This is a genomic window from Streptomyces sp. NPDC033177 (assembly GCF_055577715.1).
Genome location: NZ_JBVIPS010000016.1, coordinates 38477 through 61991 on the forward strand (window position 1 = coordinate 38477; position 23515 = coordinate 61991).

The following is a 23515-nucleotide window of genomic DNA, read 5'->3' on the forward strand; positions in this document are numbered from 1 at the left end:
GCACCGGTCGCTCAGATCATGTCGCGCGTGAGGGCCCGGCGGCCAGCGTTTTCTGTAGGGACCCGACAGTGAGTCCGGTACGCCACTGTCGGTCGTCGATTCTCCGTATGGAGCACCGTACCGATAGGTTTTCGAGGTACCAGACCGCTATCGAAAGGGTGATCCGTTGAGCCGCTCGGTTCTCGTCACCGGAGGAAACCGGGGCATCGGCCTCGCCATCGCCCGCGTCTTCGCCGACGCCGGCGACAAGGTCGCGATCACCTACCGCTCGGGTGAACCGCCCCAGGCCCTCACGGAGCTCGGAGTCCTCGCCGTCAAGTGCGACATCACCGACCCCGAGCAGGTGGAGCAGGCCTACAAGGAGATCGAGGAGAAGCACGGTCCGGTCGAGATCCTGGTGGCCAACGCCGGGATCACCAAGGACCAGCTCCTCATGCGGATGTCCGAGGAGGACTTCACGTCCGTCCTCGACACCAACCTCACCGGCACCTTCCGTGTCGTGAAGCGCGCCAACCGCGGCATGCTGCGCGCCAAGAAGGGCCGCGTCGTGCTGATCTCCTCGGTCGTCGGCCTGATGGGCGGCCCGGGGCAGGCGAACTACGCCGCCTCCAAGGCGGGCCTGGTCGGCTTCGCGCGCTCGCTCGCCCGTGAACTCGGGTCGCGCAACCTCACTTTCAACGTCGTGGCGCCCGGTTTCGTCGACACCGACATGACCAAGGTGCTCACCGACGAGCAGCGGACGAACATCGTGGCGCAGGTGCCGCTCGGCCGTTACGCGCAGCCCGAGGAGATCGCCGCCGCGGTGAAGTTCCTCGCCTCGGACGACGCGTCGTACATCACTGGAGCCGTCATCCCCGTTGACGGCGGATTGGGCATGGGTCACTGATCACCATGAGCGGAATTCTCGACGGCAAGAAGATTTTGATCACCGGCGTACTGATGGAGTCCTCCATCGCGTTCCACGCGGCCAAGGTCGCGCAGGAGCAGGGCGCCGAGATCATCCTCACCGCCTTCCCGCGGCCCACGCTCACCGAGCGCATCGCCAAGAAGCTGCCCAAGCCCGCCAAGGTCATCGAGCTCGACGTGACCAACCAGGAGCACCTCGACCGGCTCGCGGGCCTGGTCAAGGACGAGCTCGGCGGCCTCGACGGCATCGTGCACTCCATCGGCTTCGCCCCGCAGGGTGCCTTCAACTTCCTTGAGGCGACCTTCGAGGACGTCGCGACGGCGATGCACGTCTCGGCGTTCTCCCTGAAGTCGCTCACCATGGCGTGCCGCCCCCTGATGCCGAACGGCGGCTCCGTCGTGGGGCTGACCTTCGACGCGCAGTTCGCCTGGCCGAAGTACGACTGGATGGGTCCGGCCAAGGCCGCCCTGGAGGCCACGAGCCGCTACCTCGCCCGCGACCTGGGCAAGGAGAACATCCGCTGCAACATGATCTCGGCGGGTCCGATCGGCTCCATGGCCGCCAAGTCCATCCCGGGCTTCGCCGACCTCGCCGACGTGTGGAACACCCGTTCCCCGCTGGACTGGGACATGGCCGACCCGGAGCCCGCGGGCCGCGGCATCGTCGCGCTGCTCTCGGACTTCTTCCCGAAGACGACCGGCGAGATCATCCACGTCGACGGCGGCGTCCACATGATGGGTGCCTGACGTCTGACCAGGCATGTCGTACGTTCCTGACGCCCCGTCCCCGCACCGCGCGGGAGGCGGGGCGTCGCCCGTTCGGCCCACTGACCAGGCGGGGTCGGGGCAAGGCCGCGCACCCTGAAGTGTGCGCCCGTCACCTCCTGCGGTGCTCGCCGCTCTCACCCTGCTGATCGCCCTGTCGTACGGCGCCGCCTCGCACGCCGTCGGAGGAGCGAAGGCTCCACACGCGCGCGTGGAGGCCGCCGAACCGCGGCCCTTCGGAGCGGAATGCCGCACCAGCATCGAGGGCTCGGACGCGATCGTGCACTGCCACAACCCGTACCCCGAGACAGACCGGGTCCGGCTGCACGTGGAGTGCGAACAGTGGTGGGACATCGACAGCGACGGCGTGTCCGTCGAGGCGGGGCCCGCGCAGACCGTGCGGCTCACGGGACGGTGCTGGAAGGAGATCCGGGCCGTCTGGGTCAGCCACGAGAAGTGAGGGCCGGGGGCGAGGGAGTCAGGGGAGAGGGGATCAGGGGCGGGCGGGGTCCTCGAAGAGTTCCCTGCGGCACATGAAGGGGTAGCCCGCGGCCTCCTTGGCCGCCGCCTCCGCGTCGTTCTCGCGGATCGCGTCGACGAGCCGGGCGTGGTCCATGTGGCTCTCGGGGGTCAGCTCCTCGCCGATGTCCTCGCGCAGCCAGTCCACCATCACCTCGCCGAGGTCGGCGTACATCGCCGTCATCGCGTCGTTGTGCGACGCGGCCACGACGGCCAGGTGGAAGGTCGCGTCGGCCGCCACGAAGGCTTCGGCGTCGCCCGACGCCCAGGCCTCCTCGCGGCGCTGAAGGAGGGCGTCGAGCTGCTTGAGGTCGCGCTCCGTGCGGCGCTGCGCGGCCAGCTTCGCCGCACTCGACTCCAGGGTGCTGCGCAGCTCCGCGATGTGCCGCGGGTCCGTCCCGGCGAACCTGCGCTGCATGACGCCGGCCAGCTCGCTGGTCGCGACCACGTAGGTGCCCGATCCCTGGCGGATGTCGAGCAGGCCGTTGTGCGCGAGGGCGCGGACCGCCTCCCGGACGGTGTTGCGCGCCACGCCCAGCTGCTCGACCAGCTCGGGCTCGGTGGGGATGCGGGAACCGACCGGCCACTCGCCCGTGGAGATCTGGTTGCGCAGCTCGGCGATGACCTGCTCGGAGAGCGCCGATCGATGAGGGGTGGTCAGCGGCATGACGTTCCTTCGTGCGCGGGATGACGGGCGGGGCCGTGCGGGACGAGGTTACGGGGTGGGGTAACGCGATCGGATTGGCGAGCGGATCGGCGAACCGATTGGACAGTCAATCATCCCATGATTCTATGATGGCCCCATGGCTAGTGAGGAAACCACGACGATGACACCGACACCGACGACACCGATACGCACCGGCGCGGCCAACGGGGCAGCTGAGAAACAGCCCCCCACGCGCGCGTGGGCGACGCGTCTCGTCATCGTCGGCATCGTCCTGGCCGCCCTCAACCTCCGTCCGGCCATCACCAGCCTCGGCTCCCTCCTCGAAGAGGTGCGTGACGGGCTTGGCATGAGCGGCACGCTCGCCGGGCTGCTCACCTCCGTCCCGCCGCTCTGCTTCGCGGTCTTCGGAGTGATGGCACCGCGGCTCGCCCGCCGGTTCGGCCCCAGCGCGGTCGTCTGCGCGGGCATGGTCGCCATCGCCACGGGCCTGGCGATCCGCCCCTTCCTCGGCGGCACCGTCGGCTTCCTCGCCGCGAGCGCGCTCGCCCTCATGGGCATCGCGGTCAGCAACGTCCTGATGCCGGTGATCGTCAAGCGCTGGTTCCCCGACCGGGTCGGCTCGATGACCGGGCTCTACTCGATGGCGCTCGCCCTCGGCACCTCGCTGGCCGCGGCCATCACCGTGCCCATGACCGATGCGCTGGGCGGCAGTTGGCAGAACGGACTCGTGGTGTGGGCGGCGCTCGCCGTCGTCGCCGTCGTGCCGTGGGTGCCCCTGGTGCGGGACCGCAGCGCCGCGTCGGCCGCTCCGGAGCACGTCAGCTCCGAGGTGCGCCAGGAGGACGCGGGACTGCGCATCACACGCAGCCGTACGGCCTGGGCGCTGGCCTGCTTCTTCGGGCTCCAGGCCACCGCCGCGTACATCACGATGGGCTGGATGCCGCAGATCTTCCGCGACGCCGGGGTTCCGGCGGGGGAGGCCGGCGTGCTCCTCGCCGTCACCATGGCGATGGGCGTTCCGCTGGCCTTCGTCATCCCGCGGGTCGCCACCCGGCTGCCGAACCAGGGCCCCGTGGTGGTCGTGCTCGGCGCCTGCGGTCTCGCCGGATACGCGGGCCTCTACCTCGCCCCGGAGAGCGGCGCCTGGGCCTGGGCCCTGCTGCTCGGCGTCTCCAACTGCGCCTTCCCGCTGGCCCTCACCATGGTCGGCATGCGGGCCAAGAGCAGCGTGGGCGTCGCCAAGCTCTCGGCGTTCGCGCAGAGCACGGGTTATCTGATCTCGATCCCCGGGCCGCTCCTGGTGGGCGTGCTCTACCAGCACAGCGGCGGCTGGGGGCTGCCGATCGCGCTCATGGCGGGCCTGATGGTGCCGCAGATCGTGGTGGGCATCCTGGCGGGCCGCAACCGCACGGTCGAGGACGAGGTCGCGGCGGCTGCCTGACCCCGGCGGCGAGTCCCTGGACTCTCGGTGAAGGCTCCTCGGACCCCCGACGGCGACCCCTCGGACAAAGGGTGCGAGACTCTCCCCATGCCAGTGCTCGACCCGAACCCCCAGAACGGCCAGAAGAAGCTGCTCCTCGTGCTCGGAGCGATGCTGGCCATCACCGTGATCATCGGCATCATCGCCTCCATCGCCTCGCCGTGAACTGACCCCGGCGGGGCCGATGGTGGGGCTAGCACCACCATCCCCTAGGGGGCCAGTGTCAGGGTCAAGTGGGTGGATCACCGGATGTGCTGAGGGTCGCTGAATCCGTACCTTCGAGTTGTGCCCGCGAGGACGCGGCACGCAGGACTCGAAGTCACGGAGGCGCCATGTCGGCCCGCTCGCACACTCGGCGCCACCCGGGAGCCCCGAAGGACTCCGCGAGTGTCGAGATCCAGCTTCCGTGGTGGGCCGTCGCCCTCCCCGCCATCGCCTTCGCGGCCCTGCTCCTGCTGATACTGAACCCCGCCGACGCACACGCGGCGAGCGGCGAGCCGGTGGTCACGCATGTGCTCGAACGCATCCAGGAGACCGTGTTCCGTACGGCCCCGTGACCTGCCCCGGCCGGACGCCGTCACCCGTCGCGGGGGAGCACACCAACTCCCTGCGCCCGCTGGCAGGTTTCATGCGAAGCTGGGACGCATGAGCGTCGCAGAACCCCGCAGGATTATCCTATTCCGGCATGCGAAGGCCGACTGGCCGCAGGTGTCCGACCATGAGCGGCCCCTCGCGGAGCGCGGCCGCAAGGATGCCCCCGTCGCAGGGCGCAAACTCGCCGACAGCGGCATCCCTCTCGACCTGGCCCTCTGCTCGACCGCCGCCAGGACCCGCGAGACATGGAAGCTCGCCGTCCACGAACTGCCGCACAGGCCCAAGACCGTCTACGAGGAGCGGCTGTACGAAGCCTCTCCGGGCGAGCTGATCGCCGTGCTCAACGAAACCCCGGACGACGTACAGAACGTCGTGCTGATCGGCCACAACCCCGGAGTGCAGGGGCTCGCCGACATCCTCGCGGGCAAGGCCGAGGGCGACTCCCGTACGCGGATGGATCGTCGCGGCTTCCCGACCGCGGCTTTCGCCGTCCTGACGTACTCCGGCTCATGGAAGGCCCTGGAGCCGGGCGTCGGTACCCTCGCCGACTACTGGGCGCCCTCCGACTGACCCCTGACGCACATACACCGATGGCCCCGGTACCGCATCGGTACGGGGGCCATCGGTGTAGGGCGCCACGAAAAGGCCGTCGGCAGCCTCAGTCGGTGTGCGTGTCCGCCGCCTCGACCTCTTCACGGGTGACACCGAGGAGGTAGAGGACGGTGTCGAGGAAGGGCACGTTCACCGCGGTGTGCGCGGCCTCCCGGACGACCGGCTTGGCGTTGAAGGCGACACCGAGCCCAGCCGCGTTCAGCATGTCGAGGTCGTTGGCGCCGTCGCCGATCGCGACGGTCTGCTCCAGCGGGACCCCGGCCTCGTCGGCGAAGCGGCGCAGCAGCCTGGCCTTGTGCGCGCGGTCCACGATCTCTCCGGTCACCTTGCCGGTGAGCTTGCCGTCGACGATCTCCAGGGTGTTGGCCTGGGCGAAGTCGAGGCCGAGACGTTCCTTCAGATCATCGGTCACCTGGGTGAACCCGCCCGACACGACGCCCACTTGATAGCCGAGGCGCTTGAGCGTGCGGATGAGGGTACGGGCGCCGGGGGTGAGGCGGACCTCGGCGCGGACCTTGTCGACGACCGAGGCGTCGAGCCCGGCGAGGAGCTCCACGCGGGCGTGCAGGGACTGCTCGAAGTCCAGTTCGCCGCGCATCGCGGCCTCGGTCACCTCGGCGACCTTGTCCTCGCAGCCCGCGTGGGCCGCGAAGAGCTCGATCACCTCGTCCTGGATGAGGGTCGAGTCCACGTCCATCACGATGAGCCGCTGGGCGCGACGGTGCAGGCCCGCGGCGACGACGGCCACGTCCACGCCGAGCCTCGCGGCCTCCAGGGCGAGGGCGGTGCGCAGCGGCTCGGTCTCCGCGCCGGAGACGGCGAACTCCACTGCGGTGACGGGGTACTTGGCGAGCCGGAAGATGCGGTCGATGTTGCCGCCGGTCGCGGTGATGCTGGCGGCGATGGCGGCGGTCGACTCGGCGGTCAGCGGGTGACCGAGCACGGTGACATGGGAGCGGCCGAGGCCACGCGGGCGGTTGTCACCGATGCCCGAGATGATCTCGGCCTGCATCTTCAGGGAGTCGGCCCAGCTGTGCACGGTGGACCGCAGGTCGCCCTCCAGGCCGGCCGGCGGCTCGGTCACGAGCGCGCACAGCACTATGCGGCCACGGGTGACGACCTGCTCGATGTCGACGACGTCGACGGAGTAGGCGGCGAGGGTGTCGAAGAGGCCTGCGGTGATTCCGGGACGGTCCTTGCCGAAGATCTTGACGAGGAGCGTGGGGACATCGGCGGGCTGCGGGGGCTGCGAAGCGCTCATGGTGAGGCCCACGGTATCCGGCACCCCACGGCGACGTGCCGCCGGTCCGCTTGGCGGACACCTGGCCTACCGCCCCCGACCGTCCCGGCCTCCCCGAGGCCCCGGCGGCGGAGGCGGCGGAGGGGGAGGCGGCGGCCAGTCGCCGTTGCCCGATGAGCGGGGCCGCGGCTTCGGCTGCGGAGGCGGAGCGACCGGTCCGATGACCGTCGGCGACCCGGACACATCACGTGGCGGCCGGAGGTAGGGATTGGTGTCGGGGTTCGAGGGCCGGAAGGGCGCACCGGGACTGTACGGCCCGGCAGCCCCAGGGACCCCAGCCCCAGAGACCCCGGCCCCAGGAACACCAGCCCCAGGGACCCCAGCCCCAGCCGCACCACCCGCCCCAGCCGCCACCTCAGCCGAAGACGCCACCCCAAGCGGAGCCCCACCCGCACCCCCCGCAAGGGCCAGCGGCGAAACCCTGCCCCCCGCGGCCCCACTGGCCGCGGCGAGCAACGCCCCCACCGCCCCCGCACCGGCACCCCACACCGCACCCAGCAGGAACGCCATCCCCAGCTGACCGTGCAGCTCGATCCCCGCCCCGAACGCGTCGAAGCCGAGCACCGACAGCGAGGCGTCCGCGGACACCCCCGTGAGCCACACCATCAACGGCAGCGCGAGCGCCGTCAGCACGCCGAGCCGCACCGCGCACTGCCCGGCGAACCGCAGGGCGCCCGTCTCACCACGTAAGTAAGGAGTGCGGACCGCGGTGAGCACCCCGGCGAACAGGATCATCAGCGCCGCCGCGACCCCGAGGAGCCAGACCCTGCTGTCGAGTTCCGCGAGCCGCCCCAGCGTCACCGCCTCGTTCCCCGCGGCGCCCGAACCCGCAAGGAGGTCGTCCATCGGATCCGGCAGGAGCTTCGCCAGCTCGCCCGTCGCCTCGCCGTCCCACGGCACGAAGAGCCCGACCGGCACCCCGAGCCACACCCCGTTCGGCGCCCCCAGGAGCGCGGCGCCCGCGATGCGCTTGGGGTGGGCGTCGCCGATCATCGCGTACAGCGCCGCCGCGAGCCCGGCGAGCACCGCCACGAGCGCCACCGTGACCAGCGCGGACGCGGCGGGCCGCACCACGCGGTGCACGGCGTCCCACCCGCACGGCAGCGGCGTACGACGCGAGGCGAGCAGCGCGATCACCAGGACGCCGATCACCCACACCGCGCCAGCGAGCAGCGTCGGACCCGTGTCCACGGTGAAACCCACCGCTGCCTTCGCCTGTGCGAGATCGCCGAGCCGGTCGGGCAGCAGACCGCCGATGTCGCCGAGCCCGTCGGGAAGTTTGTCCGTGATGTCATCGGGGAGCTGGTCGACGCCCTCCTCGATGCCCTTGTCGATCCCCAGCTGCTCGCCGTCGATCGTGATGATGTCGTGACCCGCCCACGCGAGCCCCCCGAGCATCGCGAGAAAGAGGACGATCACCGCACCCGCGCGGGCGGCCAGTTCGGCCGGACTGATCACAACTCCCGCCCCGCGCAAGGAACGTAGGAAAAAATACGCAAGGAGAACCGCACCCGCGAGCCCGACGCCCAGTGGCGCGACATCGATCGCGGTGGTCGCCTCGGCGCCGTCGAGCCCGAAAGCCGACACGTCACCGGACGGGGTGACCGAGCCACCCGCGCCGAGCGCGACCACGGCAGCCGTCATCGGCCCCAGAGACCCCACCGAGTCCGCGCCGAGAAGATGAAGGCCGAGCGCCGCCGTACCGGCCATCCCGACAAGAGCCCAGCTCACGGCGGCAATCGCGGAGAGCAGCACATCGCCCCACCGCACGCCCCGGCCTTCGGTCCGCTTCCCGCCGGTCTCCATCTGGACCCCCCGACTCGCGCCGCGCCGCCCGATTCGTGCGGGATGTGCGCAATGCTCATGATCCGTATGCACTCATGGCTGGTTACTACTCTCCGGCGCGGTTTCTGCCCCGTCAACGGGACGGTCGCGCAGGCCCGTACGCAGTCTTCACAAGGCCCGACTTTCGGTCAGAGGCCTCCGCCTGAAATAGTTCCTCCCGATGTTCGACATCCCTAGACTCCCCATGACGGGGGCTAGCTCGGGGGACAACTCAGTGGGGCTGGAGTGCCGGAACTCGTACTGGAATTGAATGGAAGGACCTGGACGCTCGATCCGTCCAGGTCGTACACCCTCGGACGTGATCCGCAGGGGGATCTCGCGCTTGACGACGCCAGGGTGTCCTGGCGTCACGCCACCATCAGCTGGAGCGGCCGCAGTTGGGTCATCGAGGACCACGGCAGCACCAATGGCACCTTCGTGCAGGGCCAGCGGATCCACCAGATGGAAATCGGCCCCGGCTCGGCCGTGAACCTCGGCAACGCGACCGACGGTCCGCGGCTGAATGTGTCCGGTAGCGCCTCGGGCGCCGCCGTGTCCGCACCGCAGCAGGCGGCCCAGCAGGCACCGGCCCATCAGGCGCCGCAACACCAGGCACCGCAGCACCACGCGCAGCAGCAGGGCGGGCCCGGCTGGGCAGCCAAGGCATCCCAGCAGCAGTACCCGGCGCAGCAGCAGATGCCCCAGCAGCAGGGCTGGCCGCAGCCTCAGCAGGCCGCTCAGCACCAGCAGCCACAGCAGCCACAGCAGCCACAGGTCCCGCAGCAGCAGGGCCCCGGCGCGGGTTCCGGCGGTGTCGCGGGGGCCCCGCCGGTCTACGGTGACCGCAGCCCGACGACGTTCCACCAGCTCTCGCTCGGCCGCAAGATGCGCATCGGCCGCGCCCTGGAGAACGAGCTGGTCGTCTCCGACCTCCAGGTCTCGCGGCACCACGCCGAGTTCACGGCCACTCCGGACGGCCGCTTCGAGATCCACGACCTCGGCTCGCACAACGGCACGTACATCAACGGCCAGCCGGTCGCGAAGTCGGGCACGGCCCTCATCGGGCCGAACGACATCGTCAGCGTCGGCCACTCGACGTTCCGGCTCGTCGGCGACCGGCTCGAGGAGTTCGTCGACACCGGTGAGATCTCCTTCTCCGCCCGCCACCTGACGGTGACGGTCGACGGCGGCAAGGACATCCTCAAGGATGTCTCCTTCGGCGTCCCGGAGAAGTCGCTCATCGCGGTCATCGGCCCCTCGGGCTCCGGAAAGTCCACCCTGCTCAAGGCGCTCACCGGTTACCGGCCCGCCAACAAGGGTGACGTCCTCTACGACAACCGGAACCTCTACAAGCAGTTCGCCGAGCTGCGCCAGCGCATCGGTCTGGTCCCGCAGGACGACATCCTGCACAAGGAACTGACCGTCAAGAAGGCCCTCAAGTACGCCGCCAAGCTGCGCTTCCCCTCGGACACCAGCGAGCAGGAGCGCGAGCAGCGCATCGGCGAGGTCCTGCGCGAGCTCAAGCTGGACATCCACAAGGAGAAGAAGGTCACCTCCCTCTCCGGTGGCCAACGCAAGCGTGTGTCGGTGGCCCTGGAGCTCCTCACCAAGCCGTCGCTGATCTTCCTGGACGAGCCCACCTCCGGCCTCGACCCGGGCATGGACCGCGACGTCATGCAGCTCCTGCGCGGCCTCGCCGACGACGGCCGTACGGTCCTGGTCGTCACGCACTCGGTCGCCGAGCTGGCGATCTGCGACAAGCTCCTGGTGATGGCGCCGGGCGGCTCGGTCGCGTACTTCGGTCCGCCGGAGGAAGCGCTCAACTTCTTCGGCTACCAGACGTGGGCGGACGTCTTCTCGGCGTTCGAGAACTACCGCGACTACGACTGGGCGGGCCGCTGGAAGGGCTCGCAGCACTACCAGATGTACGCCGCCGACATCGACGCCGTGGCCGCCCAGTCGGTACACATGCCACCCCCGCAGGCGATCAGACCGCCCAAGCCGCAGGGCTGGGGCTCACAGCTGTGGACCCTGATCCGCCGCTACACCTCGGTGATCGCGTCCGACAAGGGCTTCATGGGTCTGATGGTGATCCTGCCCGCGGTCCTCGGCATCGTCAGCGTCGTCATCCCCGCCGACTTCGGCCTCGCGCCCCCCAATCCGCCGTCGAAGTTCAACGGCGACGCCGGCACGATCATGTTGATCCTCGCGGTCGGCATGTGCTTCTCGGGCGCGGCCAACTCCGTACGAGAGCTGATCAAGGAACGGGTCATCTACGAACGGGAGCGGGCCACCGGCCTTTCCCGCTCGGCGTACCTGATGTCCAAGGTCATCGTCCTCGGAGTGATCACGGCCCTGCAGGGCGTCATCATCTGCGGCATCGGCTTCGCCACCCGCGACATGCCGGAAGAGGGCCTGATCATGCCCCCGGCCGTCGAGATCTGCCTGGTCATCATCGCCCTGGGCTTCACCTCGATGATGTTCGGCCTGGTCATCTCCTCGCTGGTGAAGACCTCCGAGAAGACCATGCCGCTCCTGGTGATGTTCGCGATCGTCCAGGTCGTCTTCACCGGCGTGCTCTTCCAGGTCTACGGCTCGCCGGGCCTCGAGCAGTTCGCCTGGCTGATGCCGTCGCGCTGGGCCATCGCCGGTGCGGGCGCCACGCTGGACCTCGCGCACCTCATGCCGCCGTGGGACCCGAAGAAGCCGGGCGACCTCGACCCGCTGTGGGAGCACTCGGCAGGGCAGTGGGGCATGAACATCACGATCCTGCTCCTGATCGGCATCGCCTGCGGCTTCGCGGTCGCACGGCTGCTGCGCCGCCACGAGCCTGAGGTCATGCGCAAGTAGCGGACCCTCGAGAGCGACGAGAAGGGCGGCACCCCCAGGGGGTGCCGCCCTTCGGCGTCTGCAGAGCCTCGGTGAAGAGGTCCGTTGATCAGGAGATCAGGCTCAGTAGGCGCTGTTCACGTTGTCCATCGAGCCGTAGCGGTCGGCCGCGTAGTTGGCCGCGGCCGTGATGTTGGCGACCGGGTCGTAGATGTTCGTGGACGTGCCCTGGACGTGGTACGCGTCGAACGTCGGCTGGATGACCTGGAGCAGGCCGACGGACGGGGTGCCGTTGATGGCGTTGATGTCCCAGCCGTTCTTGGCGTTCGGGTCGCCCGCGGACTCACGGATGATGTTGCGGTGCAGGCCCTCGTAGGAGCCGGGGATGCCCTTGGACTTCATGATGTCCAGGGACTGGCGGATCCAGCCGTCGAGGTTGTTGGCGTAGACCGGCTTGCGCGCGGCGGCACGGCTCGCGGCTTCCTTGGCCTTGCGCTCGTCCTCGGCCTTCTTCTTGGCCGCGGCCTGCTCTGCGGCCCGCTTCTTCGCGGCGGCGTCGGCCTCGGCCTTCGCCTTCGCGGCAGCGGCGTCCTTGGCCTGCTTGTTGACGGCGGTGTGCTGCTTGATGACACCGGCCTCGACCGCCTGCTGGGCCTCGGCGTTCTGCTTGAAGGCCACCGGGGCGGCCTCGATGCTCCGGGTCTCGGTTCCGGCATCGGCGCTGCCCGGCACGAGGGAGAACGCGAGGGCGGCGGCGCCGAGCGTGGCGACACCGGCGATGGCGAACTTCTGGGTCTTGGTCGGCGCGGGGCGACTATGACCAGGGGTGCTGAACTTGGACATGGGTGAGGGACCTCTTCAAATCGCGGAGGTCGCTCCGGCCGGCGGGGACATGTGCTTCTCCGGCACAAACGCCGCGGTGCGAGACCGCGGCGCCGAGCGACGGATGCAATTCTTAGCGGCCGCAAAATTCTGTGGCAAAGCAGTGACGTACGAAGCCGGATAGTGGATCAGGGGGCGCGGTGTACGCATTTATGGCATTGCAACCCGTGCGCATAAAGGACTTTCCCGTCAACTAGGGACCTTCGTACGTGATGCGCGTCCTATGCGCGGGCTCACATCGGACACGTAACAACCTCACCGGCAGTTGCCGTCGCAATTCGCTGCGTGAGGAAACTCCTCCGGAAGTAGGAGATGTACGTCGCCGAACTCGTGCCACAGGTAGAGACGGCGTACGGCCTCCGTATAACCCCGGTCCACGGCGGCCCGGCCCGCGATCGCCTCCAGCATCAGCAGATGCGAGGCCTGCGGCTCGTGCAGCCCCGTCAGCAGCCCGTCCACCACGCGCACGCCCCGCTCGGGAGTCACCACGAGCTCCGTACGGCCCGCTGCCGCCCGGACCACCCCGTCCGGGCCCGCGGCCGACTCGACGGCACGCACGGCCGTCGTACCGACCGCGATGACGAGCCCGCCGCCCACTCTGGCGGCGTTGATCAGCCGCGCCGACGCCCCGGGCACCTCGAAGAGCTCGGGATACGGCGGTTCGTGCGCCTCGGGGGACGCCACCCCCGTATGCAGGGTGACCGGCGCGAACTGCACACCCCGGCTCACCAGGCGGGCCACCAGGTCCGCGGTGAAGGGCCGGGCCGCACTCGGCATCTCCGCACTGCCCGCCCCATCGGCCGACGGCAGCGCGAACACGGTCTGATGCGCGGAGAGAGGCTGGTCCCTCTCCGTATAGGAGTAACGGATGGGGCGCCCGTGCCGCCGCAGCAGCGACGGCACGTCGGCCGCCACCTGGGCCCACCACAGCCGTCCGCTCCCCGGGGCCAGTGGTTCCTCGACGACCAGGCGTACGCCACCGGGGAGCCGCACGACTGAATCCGCGGGCCCGCCCGCCCGCGCGCGTGTGGTGCCCCTGTCGTCCGGCTCCCGCAACTCGACGGCCCACCGTCCGTCGTCGCCCCGCGTCGAGAAATGCACCACTACGCGCGCGTGCCCGACGGTTCCGTCGACCGCCGCGGGCAGCGTCGGTGAGGTGTTCACGATCAGCAGGTCCCCGGCCCGCAGCAGCGCGGGCAGGTCGGCGAACGCGTGGTGCGAGACCTCCGTCCCGCGTGACAGGAGCAGCCGCACCGCGTCCCTGCCGAGCCCCGGCCCGCGCTGCTCGGCGGGGACGCGCGCCGACAACTCGTCCGGCACCCGCACGGCCAGCGTCATCGCGCGTCCAGCAGGGAGGGGGCGGCGTACCGCCCGCTCGCCGGCCGCTCGTCGAGCAGCCGCAGGAAGGCGGGCACCACCGTCTCGGGTGACGGCCGCCCCGAGGCGTCGTCGAGAGGGACAGCCGCCTGGTAGAGATCGGTCCGCATGTCACCGGGATCGACCGCCCACACCCTGATCCCCGGCTCCTCCACGGCGAGGACCGCCGAGAGATGATCAAGAGCGGCCTTGGACGCCCCGTACCCGCCCCACGTCTCGTACGCCTCCACGGCCGCGTCGGAGCTGACATCGACCACCGCCCCCGCCCCCGAGGCCCGCAACAGGGGCAGCGCCTCGCGGATCAGCCCCAGCGCCGCCACCACATTGGTCTCCAGAGCCAGCCGCAGCCCATCGGGCGTGAGCTCGTCGAGCCGCACGAGAGGCTCCGCGCCCAGCGCGCTCGCGTTGTTCACCAGCAGATCGAGACCGCCGAGGCTGCGCGCCGCGGCCACCAGATCCGCCCGGTGCCCGGCGTCCGTGACATCCCCGGCGACGGCCTCCACGCGCGCGCCGCGCCCCGCCAGATCGCGGGCGGCCGCATCGAGCGCGACGGCCGTCCTCGCGTCGAGCACCAGACCCCAGCCCCGCTCGGCGAGCCCCGCCGCCAGCGCGCGCCCCAGCCCCTTCGAAGCCCCCGTGATGATCGCTACCGGCATGACATCCGTCCCCTCGGGTCACCCTGCGGCCGCTTCTCCAGCGGATGACCTCACGGTAGGAACGGCACCGCTCCCGGCGCCTCGTGCGCCGGCCGCAACATCTCAGGGCCCTTGGGCCTACGCCGACAGCCCTAGGCGACGGCCATCACAGGTCCGATACGCACTGTCACACCCCGCCGGTACGGTGAGGCCATGAGCCAAGGTCCCCGGTCCGGCCTGAACGCGGTGAGCTCCGCGCTTCTCGCCATGAGCAGCCAACTGGAGGTGCGCGACGTCCTGAAGACGATCGTCGCCTCGGCCCGCGAACTGCTCGACGCGGAGTATGCGGCGCTCGGCGTCCCGGACGACCACGGAGGGTTCGCCCAGTTCGTCGTCGACGGCGTCAGCGACGAGCAGTGGCGCGCCATCGGCCCGCTGCCCCGCCAGCACGGCATCCTCGCCGCGATGCTGCACAAGGCCGAGCCCGAGCGCCTCGCCGACGTGCGCAAGGACCCCCGCTTCGAGGGCTGGCCGTCCGCCCACCCGGACATGTCCGACTTCCTCGGCCTGCCGATCCGGTACGGGGACGAGACGCTCGGCGCCCTCTTCCTCGCCAACAAGAACTGCCCCAAGCCATCCGGCGGTTGCGGCTTCACAGCCGACGACGAAGAACTTCTGTCGATCCTCGCCCAGCACGCAGCGATCGCCCTCACGAACGCCCGCCTCTACGAGCGCAGCCGCGAGCTGACCATCGCCGAGGAGCGCTCGCGCCTCGCCCACGAACTGCACGACGCCGTCAGCCAGAAGCTGTTCTCGCTGCGCCTGACCGCCCAGGCCGCGGCCGCCCTGGTGGACCGCGACCCCTCGCGCGCCAAGGGCGAACTCCAGCAGGTGGCCGCCCTCGCGGCCGAGGCGGCGGACGAACTGCGCGCCGCCGTAGTGGAGTTGCGCCCCGCCGCCCTGGACGAGGACGGCCTGGTGGCCACCCTGCGCACCCACACGCAGGTCCTTGACCGCGCGCACTCCGCCGCGGTCACCTTCGAGAGCCGCGCGGTCCGCGCCCTGCCCGCGGCCCAGGAGGAAGCGATGCTGCGCGTCGCCCAGGAAGCGCTGCACAATGCCCTGCGCCACTCCGGCGCGGAACACGTCTGCGTGACCCTGGTGCGACGCGGCGCCGGAGCCGTGCTGCGCGTCACGGACGACGGCAGCGGCTTCGACCCGCGCGTGATCCGGCGCGCGGGGCGGCACTTGGGCCTGGTCTCGATGCGGGACAGGGCCGGCGGGGTCGGCGGACGGCTGACGGTGGAATCGGAGCCCGGCAAGGGCACGACGATCGAGATGGAGGTTCCCGGTGGCTGACGCCGTGTTCAAGACGAAGACGGGGATCCGGGTGCTGCTGGTCGACGACCACCAGGTGGTCCGCCGCGGTCTGCGTACGTTCCTCGAGGTGCAGGACGACATCGAGGTCGTGGGGGAGGCGTCGGACGGCGCCGAAGGGGTCGAACAGGCCGAGAAGTTGAAGCCGGACGTCGTCCTCATGGACGTCAAGATGCCGGGCATGGACGGGGTCGAGGCGCTGCGCAAGCTCCGCGAACTCGCCAACCCCGCGCGCGTGCTCATCGTCACCAGCTTCACCGAGCAGCGCACGGTCGTCCCGGCCCTGCGCGCGGGCGCCGCCGGGTATGTCTACAAGGACGTCGACCCGGAGGCCCTGGCGGGCGCCATCCGGTCCGTGCACGCGGGGCACGTGCTGCTGCAGCCCGAGGTGGCGGGCGCGCTGCTGTCCCAGGAGGAGGCCAACACCGGGCAGGGGAGGGGCGGTTCGCTCACCGAGCGGGAGCGCGAGGTCCTCGGGCTCATCGCCGACGGCCGCTCGAACCGCGAGATCGCGCGCGCCCTCGTCCTCTCCGAGAAGACCGTCAAGACCCACGTCTCGAACATCCTGATGAAACTGGACCTCGCCGACCGCACCCAGGCCGCCCTGTGGGCCGTACGACATGGTGTGACCGGCTGATTAACGTTTCTGCGTACCCCGTCAACCGGCGGAACGGATGGATGCGTTCCGGTCTGAGATTCATACCGTCGTGTCAATGTCCCCCGATTGGCGCAACCTGTGAGCCGCCCGGCCGTTCTTCAGTGCGTGCTGCGGCGGCTGGCCGCAGCGATCGCTAGGAGGGTCCAGAAGTGAAGAACCTGAAGAAGGCCGCTGCTGTCACGATGGTGGCGGGTGGCCTCGTCGTCGCCGGTGCCGGTCTCGCCTCCGCCACGGACGGTGCGCATGCGGGCGGCAAGGCCGTGAAGTCGCCGGGCGTCGGCTCGGGCAACCTCGTCCAGGCTCCGGTGCACATCCCCGTGAACGCCGTGGGCAACACCGTGTCGGTCATCGGCGCCCTCAACCCCGCCTTCGGAAACCTCGGCGTCAACCACTGACGCACCCCGAAGCCGCGGTCCCCGGGCAAGCCCCGGGGCCGCGGACTGCGCCCCAAAGGGGCGCGGGGAACTGCGCGACCAGCCACGACGGTGCCGCAGTCGCCAGTCTCCTCAGAACAAACGTGCCCGGAGCTACGGCCGCCCCCGGGCAGCGGGGCTCAGCCCCGCTCCCGCTCCTCCACGTACGCGTTGTACGCAGCCACCTGCGCCCGCCGAGCCGTCCGTTCGACCGGACGCAACGCCGCCCCCCGCGCCGCCATCTCCGAGGCGCTCACGGCCCCGCCGTGGCCGTTCTCGTACGCCACCGAGATCAGCAGGCCCACCCGCTGGGCCAGCTCCAACACCCGTACGGCACGCGGCGGATATCCGGGGGCCAGAGCCTCGCGCCCGCGCTCGGCCCGCGCCCGGTAGGCGTCCACCGCGGCCTCGGCGACCGGCCCCGAGCCCGCGACGTCCAGCCGCGAGAGCACCTCCGTGGCATCCCGCAGGGCCTCGGCGAGCTCGCGCTCCGCCTCTCCCAGCGAGGGCACATCGGCGGGCGGCCCCTCCCGCACGGGCAGACAGTGCCACAGGACCTCCACGTGTACGTCGCCATCGGGCCCCGCCTCGGTCACCTCGGGCACCAGGCCGTACGGCGCCCCGAAGGCGACGACGGCCTCCTGCGCGTCCAGGGCGCGGGCGTTGAACGCGGGCGGGCCGCTCAGGCCGAGCGGATGGCCCGGCGCGGGCAGCGCGACCCGGAGCCCGGTCGCCCCGAGGGTGCGCAATCGTCCCAGGGCGAGCGTGAGACCGACGGGCCCCGACTCGCCGGGGAGATCTTCGACTCGGTGCACGGCGTCGTCACCGACCATCGCGTGCACCGCGTCATCCGGCGAGACAAGTCCGGCAAGTAGGGCATTTCCCCATGCTGCCAAGCGTCCTGAGCGTGGTTCCGAGAGCATGCGTACAGCCTAAGGACCGGGCTAAGGACTGGAGCGCTCGACCGGTGGCGTAGGTTTTCTCCCAGGGGACTGCGTCCACAGACGCAAGCGACAGCCGAGACTGCAATGGGAGACAACGCGCTCATGAGCGATGTACTGGAGCTGGAGGACGTATCCGTGGTCCGCGAGGGCCGGGCTCTGGTGGACCAGGTCTCCTGGTCGGTCAAGGAGGGTGAGCGCTGGGTCATCCTCGGACCGAACGGCGCGGGAAAGACCACCCTCCTGAACGTCGCGTCCAGCTACCTCTACCCGAGCACCGGCACCGCCACCATCCTCGGCGAGACCCTGGGCAAGCCCGGCACCGACGTCTTCGAGCTCCGCCCGCGCATCGGCGTCGCCGGAATCGCGATGGCCGAGAAGCTGCCCAAGGGCCAGACCGTCCTCCAGACGGTGCTCACGGCCGCGTACGGCATGACCGCCGGCTGGCACGAGGACTACGAGGACGTCGACGAGCAGCGCGCCCGCGCCTTCCTCGACCGCCTCGGCATGACCGACTACCTGGACCGCAAGTTCGGCACCCTCTCCGAGGGCGAGCGCAAGCGCACCCTGATCGCGCGCGCCCTGATGACCGACCCCGAGCTGCTCCTCCTGGACGAGCCCGCCGCGGGCCTCGACCTCGGCGGCCGCGAGGACCTCGTACGCCGCCTCGGCCGCCTGGCCCGCGACCCGATCGCCCCCTCGATGATCATGGTGACGCACCACGTCGAGGAGATCGCCCCCGGCTTCACCCACGTCCTCATGATCCGCCAGGGCAAGATCATGGCCGCGGGCCCGCTGGAGCTCGAACTGACCTCGCGCAACCTCTCCCTGTGCTTCGGACTGCCCTTGGTGGTCGAGGAGCGCGGCGAGCGCTGGAGCGCACAGGGTCTCCCGCTCGGCTGAGACGGCGCGAACGGCCGGGCCCGCTCCGGCCGGTAGATCACGTGCCCTGTGCGAGAAGGGCCCGCGGTCCTACCATGACCACGTGGACATCGACGCATGGGTGTGGTGGCTGATCGGCGCCGCCGCGCTCGGAATCCCGCTCGTACTGACCGCGATGCCGGAGTTCGGCATGCTCTCCGTGGGCGCCGTCGCGGGCGCCGTGACCGCGGGCCTCGGCGGCGGCACCGTGCTCCAAGTCGTCGTGTTCGCCGCGGTGTCGGTCGCGCTCATCGCGGTCGTACGCCCCGTGGCGGCGCGGCACCGCGCCCAACGGCCCGAACTGGCCACCGGAGTCGAGGCGTTGAAGGGCAGGACAGCCGTCGTCCTGGAACGCGTCGATGCCTCCGGCGGCCGGATCAAGCTCGCCGGCGAGATCTGGTCGGCCCGCGCGCTCGACACCGCCCAGAGCTACGAGGCGGGACGCGAGGTGGATGTCGTCGAGATCGACGGTGCGACGGCCGTCGTCATGTGAATCCACCACGGGGTGTGCGGCGGTCTGACAGACTCGACCAGCAAGATCTTCGCCGACCCACGTTCTGGCTCTGCGGATCTTTTGGGAACACCGAGGCAAGAGGGGTACGGGGATCAACGATGCAACCAATCATCATCGTCCTGGTCATTCTGGTGGTGCTGGTCTTCATCGCCCTGATCAAGACGATCCAGGTCATCCCGCAAGCCAGCGCGGCGATCGTCGAACGCTTCGGCCGCTACACACGGACGCTGAACGCGGGCCTGAACATCGTCGTCCCGTTCATCGACTCGATCCGCAACCGCATCGACCTCCGTGAACAGGTCGTCCCCTTCCCGCCCCAGCCGGTGATCACCCAGGACAACCTCGTGGTGAACATCGACACCGTCATCTACTACCAGGTCACCGACGCCCGCGCCGCGACGTACGAGGTCGCCAGCTACATCCAGGCGATCGAGCAGCTCACCGTCACCACGCTGCGCAACATCATCGGTGGCATGGACCTGGAGCGGACCCTGACCTCCCGCGAGGAGATCAACGCGGCACTGCGCGGCGTCCTCGACGAGGCCACCGGCAAGTGGGGCATCCGCGTCAACCGCGTCGAGCTCAAGGCAATCGAGCCGCCGACCTCCATCCAGGACTCGATGGAGAAGCAGATGCGCGCCGACCGCGACAAGCGCGCCGCGATCCTCCAGGCCGAAGGTGTACGGCAGTCGGAGATCCTGCGCGCCGAGGGCGAGAAGCAGTCCGCGATCCTGCGCGCCGAAGGCGAGGCCAAGGCCGCGGCCCTGCGCGCCGAGGGCGAGGCCCAGGCGATCCGTACGGTCTTCGAGTCCATCCACGCCGGTGACGCGGACCAGAAGCTCCTCTCGTACCAGTACCTCCAGATGCTCCCGAAGATCGCCGAGGGCGACGCGAACAAGCTCTGGATCGTCCCCAGCGAGATCGGCGACGCCCTCAAGGGCCTCGGCGGCGCGCTCGGCAACTTCGGCCCCCTGGGCGGCGGCTCCGGCAGCTCGGGCACCTCCGGCAGCGTCCCCGCCCCCGCCACCGAGCGCCGCGAACAGCCGCGGATCGACTGAGGCCTCGACAGGGGGCGCGGCGTGCGGTGCTAGGCCGCGGGCTGAGCCAGCCACTCGGGCAGCGAAGCCAGTTCGTCCCGGCCGAGCGCGAGCAGCATCGCGTCGGCCGGAGTCGGCTCGAAGGGCTGCCGCAGCAACGGCATCCCGGCCTCCTCAGGCGTCCGGGCCGCCTTGCGGTGATTGTCCATCGCACACGAGGCGACCGTGTTCATCCAGGTGTCCCCGCCACCCTGCGCCCGCGGCACCACGTGGTCCACGGTCGTCGCCCGCTTCCCGCAGTACGCGCACCTGTGCTGGTCCCGCACGAGAACACCCCGCCGCGACCACGGAGCCCGTCTTCGGAAAGGCACCCGTACATACCTGCAGAGCCTGATCACCCGAGGCACCGGTATCTCCACCGCTGCCGCGCGCACTCGGAGTCCGGGGTGGGCGTGTTCGACGACGGCCTTGTCGCTGAGGACCAGCACGACGGCACGGTTCAGCGTCACCGTCGACAGCGGCTCGAAGCTCGCGTTCAGCACCAGCGTGTCCCGCATTTCGCCCACCTCCCGTATGCACACAGACCCACCCCTGGCGGGCTGGGATCAACTCTGGCCGGGCACGCCGAGATGGACAACGCAATAAAAAATGCCCGCCCCTGATCACTTCCATGACCAGGGGCGGGCAAACGTTCAGTGAACGCTCAGCTACCGGCGGGAGCCGCGTACTCGGCGAGCACCTGCGCACGCCCGACCGTGTGGAACCGGAGGTTGAATCCGATGACGGCAGGCGAAGCGTCGGAGTCCGGCCCGAGCTTCTCCTGGTCCACCGCGTACACGGTGAACACATAACGGTGCGCCGGATCGCCGGGAGGCGGCGCCGCGCCCCCGAACTCCTTCGTCCCGTAGTCGTTGCGCACCTGGATCGCGCCCTCGGGCAGCCCCTCGAACTTGCCGCTGCCCGCGCCGGTCGGCAGCTCAGTCACCGACACCGGGATGTCGATGACCGACCAGTGCCAGAACCCGCTGCCCGTGGGCGCGTCCGGGTCGAAGCACGTCACGGCGAAGCTCTTGGTCTCCGGCGGGAAGCCCTCCCACCGCAGGTGCGGCGAGGTGTTCCCGGCCGCCTGGACCTGAGCGTCCTTAAGGACCGCACCCGGTTCGAAGTCCTCGCTCACGACCGTGAAGGACGGCACGGGCGGATGGAAGTCATGCGGAAGCGGCGGCCTCTTGAGCTCGGTCACGTCGGCACCTCCTGGTTGGTTCCTGATCGGCGGTAGCTCTACAGCTCTTCCGTTCCGAGCCTAGGACCAGTTGCGCTTGCTGCCGACCTGGGACAGCCACTCGTTGAGGTACGCCGCCCAGTCCGTGCCCTGGAAGTCGTTCAGACCGACCTTGAACGAGCGGAACGAGTCACTGCCCTCACTGAAGAGGCCCGGCTTCTTGTCCATCTCCAGGACGACGTCCATCTCGCGGTCGTCGGCCACGAAGCTCAACTCGACCTGGTTGAGGCCGCGGTACTGCTGTGGCGGGAAGAACTCGATCTCCTGGTAGAACGGCAGCTTCTGCCGGGTGCCACGGATGTGACCGCGCTCCATGTCCGCACTCTTGAAGCGGAAGCCCAGCTGGATGAACGCGTCCAGGATGGCCTGCTGCGCCGGCAGCGGGTGCACGTTGACCGGGTCCAGGTCGGTGGAGTCCACGGCCCGCGTGATCTCGAGCTCGGTGGTCACACCGATGTTCATCCCGCGCAGCTGCTGCCCGTCGATCGAGGTGACCGGCGTCTCCCAGGGGATCTCGAGCCCGAACGGCACCGCGTGCACCTGGCCCGCCTGGAGCGTGAACGCCCCACCGAGACGCAGCTTCGTGAACTCGATGTCCTGCTTCGTCTCCTGGTCCTGACCCTCGACCTCGACGCGCGCCTGCAGACCGACGGACAGACCCTCGATCTCCTGGTCCACGGACCCGCCCTGGATCCGCACCTCACCCTGGACGACACCACCCGGTACGACGTTGACCTCGGTCAGCACCGTCTCCACCGACGCACCGCCGGCACCCAGGCTCGCAAGCAGCTTCTTGAACCCCATGACTCTCCTCCCCAGGCCCCGCCTGTGGTTGCACTCGACTTGAATCATTGATCCATACAAACGCGGTGAACCCACGTCCGGTTCCGCGTCCTCGCCCCGGCAATCCGCCCGGCAGGTGACCACCTGCCCCTACGGACCGTCTCCAGTACGCTCGGACGCCATGATCGAGGCCCCTGACCGTACGCCCCTCACCCATGACTTCTTCGCACGCCCTGTCCTCGACGTGGCCCCTGATCTGCTTGGCCGCGTCCTCGTACGCAGCTCACCGGACGGTCCGATCGAGCTGCGCCTGACAGAGGTGGAGGCCTACGCGGGCGATGCCGACCCGGGGTCACACGCCTATCGCGGCCCCACCGCCCGCAACAGCGTGATGTTCGGTCCGCCCGGATACGCGTACGTCTACTTCACCTACGGCATGTGGCACTGCCTCAACGTGGTGTGCGGCCCGGAAGGCCAGGCGAGCGGAGTCCTGCTGCGGGCCGGGGAGATCACGGCCGGGGCCGAGACCGCCCGCAAGCGTCGACTCTCGGCCCGCAACGACAGGGAACTGGCCAAAGGCCCGGCACGCCTGGCCACAGCTCTTGACGTGGACCGCAGCCTGAACGGCTCCGACCTCTGCGCGGGCGGGGACGCCCCCCTCACTCTCCTCGCGGGCACTCCGGTCGACCCCGACCAGGTCAGCAACGGCCCGCGTACGGGAGTCGGCGGCGAGGGAGCCGTCCACCCCTGGCGCTTCTGGACGTCCAACGACCCGACGGTGAGCCCTTATCGGGCCCATACGCCCCGACGCCGCCGAACTTGACGCGGCCCTGGGCAAACCGTAATGTGGCCCGAGCCGCTTGACCCGGTTACGGCAATCTGCCAGCAGCCGAGAGCGGCCAACCACTACCTACGACTTCCCCTCAGCGGGGGCGCATTTCGCATGCTCGCATGCCGGAATTCGAACTCGCGGAACTCGATTATGAGTTGCAGAGGGAATCCGCTAACGTAGTGAACACGCCGAAAGGCAAAGGCCCTCCAACGGCCACCGGAAATGAAATCCGAACCGGAAACGGAACGGAAAACGGATCTGGTAGAGTTTGGAACGCAGGACAGCAAGACAAAATGAAACACCGAAGGGAAGCGCCCGGAGGAAAGCCCGAGAGGGTGAGTACAAAGGAAGCGTCCGTTCCTTGAGA

25 protein-coding genes are annotated in these 23515 nt (G+C 69.9%); 15 read left to right on the plus strand and 10 right to left on the minus strand.

The features are described from left to right. The first annotated feature begins 166 nt into the window (after positions 1–166). The 3 genes from fabG to ACZ5U5_RS39325 all read left to right on the plus strand — a co-directional run bounded on the left by fabG (position 167) and on the right by ACZ5U5_RS39325 (position 2131). The gene (gene fabG, locus ACZ5U5_RS39315) at positions 167–886 is read left to right on the plus strand and encodes a 3-oxoacyl-[acyl-carrier-protein] reductase (RefSeq protein WP_469031389.1); all 720 of its coding nucleotides are present in this window, start codon (positions 167–169) and stop codon (positions 884–886) included. Between the two features lie 5 nt (positions 887–891). Then, complete coding sequence (fabI, locus tag ACZ5U5_RS39320) at positions 892–1653, plus strand: enoyl-ACP reductase FabI (RefSeq protein ID WP_363207922.1); 762 nt, start codon at positions 892–894, stop codon at positions 1651–1653. 142 nt (positions 1654–1795) lie between these two features. Beyond that, complete coding sequence (locus ACZ5U5_RS39325; RefSeq protein ID WP_469031391.1) at positions 1796–2131, plus strand: hypothetical protein; 336 nt, start codon at positions 1796–1798, stop codon at positions 2129–2131. 33 nt (positions 2132–2164) lie between these two features. Here ACZ5U5_RS39325 and ACZ5U5_RS39330 read toward each other — a convergent pair whose 3' ends face one another. Next, the gene (locus tag ACZ5U5_RS39330; protein ID WP_469031393.1) at positions 2165–2857 is read right to left on the minus strand and encodes a FadR/GntR family transcriptional regulator; all 693 of its coding nucleotides are present in this window, start codon (positions 2855–2857) and stop codon (positions 2165–2167) included. A gap of 136 nt (positions 2858–2993) precedes the next feature. Between ACZ5U5_RS39330 and ACZ5U5_RS39335 the strand changes: the two genes are divergently transcribed. The 4 genes from ACZ5U5_RS39335 to ACZ5U5_RS39350 all read left to right on the plus strand — a co-directional run bounded on the left by ACZ5U5_RS39335 (position 2994) and on the right by ACZ5U5_RS39350 (position 5501). Then, positions 2994–4298: a CynX/NimT family MFS transporter gene (locus tag ACZ5U5_RS39335; RefSeq protein WP_399385834.1), complete on the plus strand. Its 1305-nt coding sequence runs from the start codon at positions 2994–2996 to the stop codon at positions 4296–4298. An 87-nt stretch (positions 4299–4385) separates the two neighbouring features. Beyond that, entirely contained in the window at positions 4386–4502 is a 117-nt protein-coding gene (locus ACZ5U5_RS39340) for an SGM_5486 family transporter-associated protein (protein ID WP_263974370.1), read from the plus strand. Positions 4503–4669: 167 nt separating this feature from the next. Continuing rightward, positions 4670–4894, plus strand: coding sequence for a hypothetical protein (locus ACZ5U5_RS39345; protein WP_469031395.1), 225 nt, complete (start codon positions 4670–4672; stop codon positions 4892–4894). An 88-nt stretch (positions 4895–4982) separates the two neighbouring features. After that, entirely contained in the window at positions 4983–5501 is a 519-nt protein-coding gene (locus ACZ5U5_RS39350) for a SixA phosphatase family protein (RefSeq protein ID WP_469031397.1), read from the plus strand. Positions 5502–5589: 88 nt separating this feature from the next. Here the strand turns inward: ACZ5U5_RS39350 and serB are convergent, their stop codons facing one another. Continuing rightward, entirely contained in the window at positions 5590–6804 is a 1215-nt protein-coding gene (gene serB, locus ACZ5U5_RS39355; protein ID WP_469031398.1) for a phosphoserine phosphatase SerB, read from the minus strand. A gap of 66 nt (positions 6805–6870) precedes the next feature. After that, positions 6871–8649, minus strand: coding sequence for a streptophobe family protein (locus ACZ5U5_RS39360; protein ID WP_469031400.1), 1779 nt, complete (start codon positions 8647–8649; stop codon positions 6871–6873). Positions 8650–8913: 264 nt separating this feature from the next. Between ACZ5U5_RS39360 and ACZ5U5_RS39365 the strand changes: the two genes are divergently transcribed. Further along, entirely contained in the window at positions 8914–11517 is a 2604-nt protein-coding gene (locus ACZ5U5_RS39365) for an ABC transporter ATP-binding protein/permease (RefSeq protein WP_469031401.1), read from the plus strand. Positions 11518–11619: 102 nt separating this feature from the next. On the opposite strand, the gene ACZ5U5_RS39370 is transcribed toward ACZ5U5_RS39365, so the two are convergent. From ACZ5U5_RS39370 to ACZ5U5_RS39380, 3 genes are all read right to left on the minus strand, one after another. Beyond that, positions 11620–12339: a transglycosylase SLT domain-containing protein gene (locus tag ACZ5U5_RS39370; protein WP_469031403.1), complete on the minus strand. Its 720-nt coding sequence runs from the start codon at positions 12337–12339 to the stop codon at positions 11620–11622. Between the two features lie 294 nt (positions 12340–12633). Continuing rightward, positions 12634–13716 (minus strand): S-adenosylmethionine:tRNA ribosyltransferase-isomerase, encoded by a 1083-nt coding sequence (locus tag ACZ5U5_RS39375; RefSeq protein ID WP_469031404.1) that lies wholly within the window; start codon positions 13714–13716, stop codon positions 12634–12636. Next, the gene (locus ACZ5U5_RS39380; protein WP_469031406.1) at positions 13713–14411 is read right to left on the minus strand and encodes an SDR family NAD(P)-dependent oxidoreductase; all 699 of its coding nucleotides are present in this window, start codon (positions 14409–14411) and stop codon (positions 13713–13715) included. The genes ACZ5U5_RS39375 and ACZ5U5_RS39380 overlap by 4 nt, the downstream gene beginning before the upstream one ends. Before the next feature lie 192 nt (positions 14412–14603). Between ACZ5U5_RS39380 and ACZ5U5_RS39385 the strand changes: the two genes are divergently transcribed. The 3 genes from ACZ5U5_RS39385 to chpE all read left to right on the plus strand — a co-directional run bounded on the left by ACZ5U5_RS39385 (position 14604) and on the right by chpE (position 16820). After that, a complete protein-coding gene (locus tag ACZ5U5_RS39385; RefSeq protein WP_469031408.1) occupies positions 14604–15749 on the plus strand; it encodes a GAF domain-containing sensor histidine kinase in 1146 nt (381 codons plus the stop codon). Continuing rightward, positions 15742–16404, plus strand: coding sequence for a response regulator (locus ACZ5U5_RS39390; protein WP_469031409.1), 663 nt, complete (start codon positions 15742–15744; stop codon positions 16402–16404). The genes ACZ5U5_RS39385 and ACZ5U5_RS39390 overlap by 8 nt, the downstream gene beginning before the upstream one ends. 170 nt (positions 16405–16574) lie before the next feature. Continuing rightward, positions 16575–16820, plus strand: a complete 246-nt coding sequence (chpE, locus tag ACZ5U5_RS39395; protein WP_469031411.1) for a chaplin ChpE — start codon at positions 16575–16577, stop codon at positions 16818–16820. 158 nt (positions 16821–16978) lie between these two features. On the opposite strand, the gene ACZ5U5_RS39400 is transcribed toward chpE, so the two are convergent. Next, complete coding sequence (locus ACZ5U5_RS39400) at positions 16979–17761, minus strand: hypothetical protein (protein WP_469031412.1); 783 nt, start codon at positions 17759–17761, stop codon at positions 16979–16981. Between the two features lie 123 nt (positions 17762–17884). Here ACZ5U5_RS39400 and ACZ5U5_RS39405 point away from each other — a divergent pair, with 123 nt between their 5' ends. From ACZ5U5_RS39405 to ACZ5U5_RS39415, 3 genes are all read left to right on the plus strand, one after another. Then, positions 17885–18682: an ABC transporter ATP-binding protein gene (locus ACZ5U5_RS39405; protein WP_249590766.1), complete on the plus strand. Its 798-nt coding sequence runs from the start codon at positions 17885–17887 to the stop codon at positions 18680–18682. Between the two features lie 82 nt (positions 18683–18764). After that, the gene (locus tag ACZ5U5_RS39410) at positions 18765–19193 is read left to right on the plus strand and encodes an NfeD family protein (RefSeq protein WP_469031414.1); all 429 of its coding nucleotides are present in this window, start codon (positions 18765–18767) and stop codon (positions 19191–19193) included. Between the two features lie 119 nt (positions 19194–19312). After that, positions 19313–20272: an SPFH domain-containing protein gene (locus ACZ5U5_RS39415; protein ID WP_469031415.1), complete on the plus strand. Its 960-nt coding sequence runs from the start codon at positions 19313–19315 to the stop codon at positions 20270–20272. 29 nt (positions 20273–20301) lie between these two features. Here ACZ5U5_RS39415 and ACZ5U5_RS39420 read toward each other — a convergent pair whose 3' ends face one another. The 3 genes from ACZ5U5_RS39420 to ACZ5U5_RS39430 all read right to left on the minus strand — a co-directional run bounded on the left by ACZ5U5_RS39420 (position 20302) and on the right by ACZ5U5_RS39430 (position 22337). Beyond that, positions 20302–20808 (minus strand): HNH endonuclease, encoded by a 507-nt coding sequence (locus ACZ5U5_RS39420; RefSeq protein ID WP_469031417.1) that lies wholly within the window; start codon positions 20806–20808, stop codon positions 20302–20304. A 146-nt stretch (positions 20809–20954) separates the two neighbouring features. Further along, positions 20955–21494, minus strand: coding sequence for a YbhB/YbcL family Raf kinase inhibitor-like protein (locus ACZ5U5_RS39425; protein ID WP_469031419.1), 540 nt, complete (start codon positions 21492–21494; stop codon positions 20955–20957). Positions 21495–21554: 60 nt separating this feature from the next. After that, the gene (locus ACZ5U5_RS39430) at positions 21555–22337 is read right to left on the minus strand and encodes a sporulation protein (protein WP_469031420.1); all 783 of its coding nucleotides are present in this window, start codon (positions 22335–22337) and stop codon (positions 21555–21557) included. A 160-nt stretch (positions 22338–22497) separates the two neighbouring features. Here ACZ5U5_RS39430 and ACZ5U5_RS39435 point away from each other — a divergent pair, with 160 nt between their 5' ends. Then, positions 22498–23139: a DNA-3-methyladenine glycosylase gene (locus ACZ5U5_RS39435; RefSeq protein WP_469031422.1), complete on the plus strand. Its 642-nt coding sequence runs from the start codon at positions 22498–22500 to the stop codon at positions 23137–23139. Positions 23140–23515 lie beyond the last annotated feature (376 nt).

Coding starts and splice junctions, on each gene's coding strand:
- fabI (WP_363207922.1), top strand. CDS start 892: ATGAGCGGAATTCTCGACGGCAAGAAGATTTTGATCACCGGCGTACTG.
- ACZ5U5_RS39330 (WP_469031393.1), bottom strand. CDS start 2,857: ATGCCGCTGACCACCCCTCATCGATCGGCGCTCTCCGAGCAGGTCATC.
- ACZ5U5_RS39335 (WP_399385834.1), top strand. CDS start 2,994: ATGGCTAGTGAGGAAACCACGACGATGACACCGACACCGACGACACCG.
- ACZ5U5_RS39340 (WP_263974370.1), top strand. CDS start 4,386: ATGCCAGTGCTCGACCCGAACCCCCAGAACGGCCAGAAGAAGCTGCTC.
- ACZ5U5_RS39345 (WP_469031395.1), top strand. CDS start 4,670: ATGTCGGCCCGCTCGCACACTCGGCGCCACCCGGGAGCCCCGAAGGAC.
- ACZ5U5_RS39350 (WP_469031397.1), top strand. CDS start 4,983: ATGAGCGTCGCAGAACCCCGCAGGATTATCCTATTCCGGCATGCGAAG.
- serB (WP_469031398.1), bottom strand. CDS start 6,804: ATGAGCGCTTCGCAGCCCCCGCAGCCCGCCGATGTCCCCACGCTCCTC.
- ACZ5U5_RS39360 (WP_469031400.1), bottom strand. CDS start 8,649: ATGGAGACCGGCGGGAAGCGGACCGAAGGCCGGGGCGTGCGGTGGGGC.
- ACZ5U5_RS39370 (WP_469031403.1), bottom strand. CDS start 12,339: ATGTCCAAGTTCAGCACCCCTGGTCATAGTCGCCCCGCGCCGACCAAG.
- ACZ5U5_RS39375 (WP_469031404.1), bottom strand. CDS start 13,716: ATGACGCTGGCCGTGCGGGTGCCGGACGAGTTGTCGGCGCGCGTCCCC.
- ACZ5U5_RS39380 (WP_469031406.1), bottom strand. CDS start 14,411: ATGCCGGTAGCGATCATCACGGGGGCTTCGAAGGGGCTGGGGCGCGCG.
- ACZ5U5_RS39385 (WP_469031408.1), top strand. CDS start 14,604: ATGAGCCAAGGTCCCCGGTCCGGCCTGAACGCGGTGAGCTCCGCGCTT.
- ACZ5U5_RS39400 (WP_469031412.1), bottom strand. CDS start 17,761: ATGCTCTCGGAACCACGCTCAGGACGCTTGGCAGCATGGGGAAATGCC.
- ACZ5U5_RS39405 (WP_249590766.1), top strand. CDS start 17,885: ATGAGCGATGTACTGGAGCTGGAGGACGTATCCGTGGTCCGCGAGGGC.
- ACZ5U5_RS39415 (WP_469031415.1), top strand. CDS start 19,313: ATGCAACCAATCATCATCGTCCTGGTCATTCTGGTGGTGCTGGTCTTC.
- ACZ5U5_RS39420 (WP_469031417.1), bottom strand. CDS start 20,808: ATGCGGGACACGCTGGTGCTGAACGCGAGCTTCGAGCCGCTGTCGACG.
- ACZ5U5_RS39430 (WP_469031420.1), bottom strand. CDS start 22,337: ATGGGGTTCAAGAAGCTGCTTGCGAGCCTGGGTGCCGGCGGTGCGTCG.
- ACZ5U5_RS39435 (WP_469031422.1), top strand. CDS start 22,498: ATGATCGAGGCCCCTGACCGTACGCCCCTCACCCATGACTTCTTCGCA.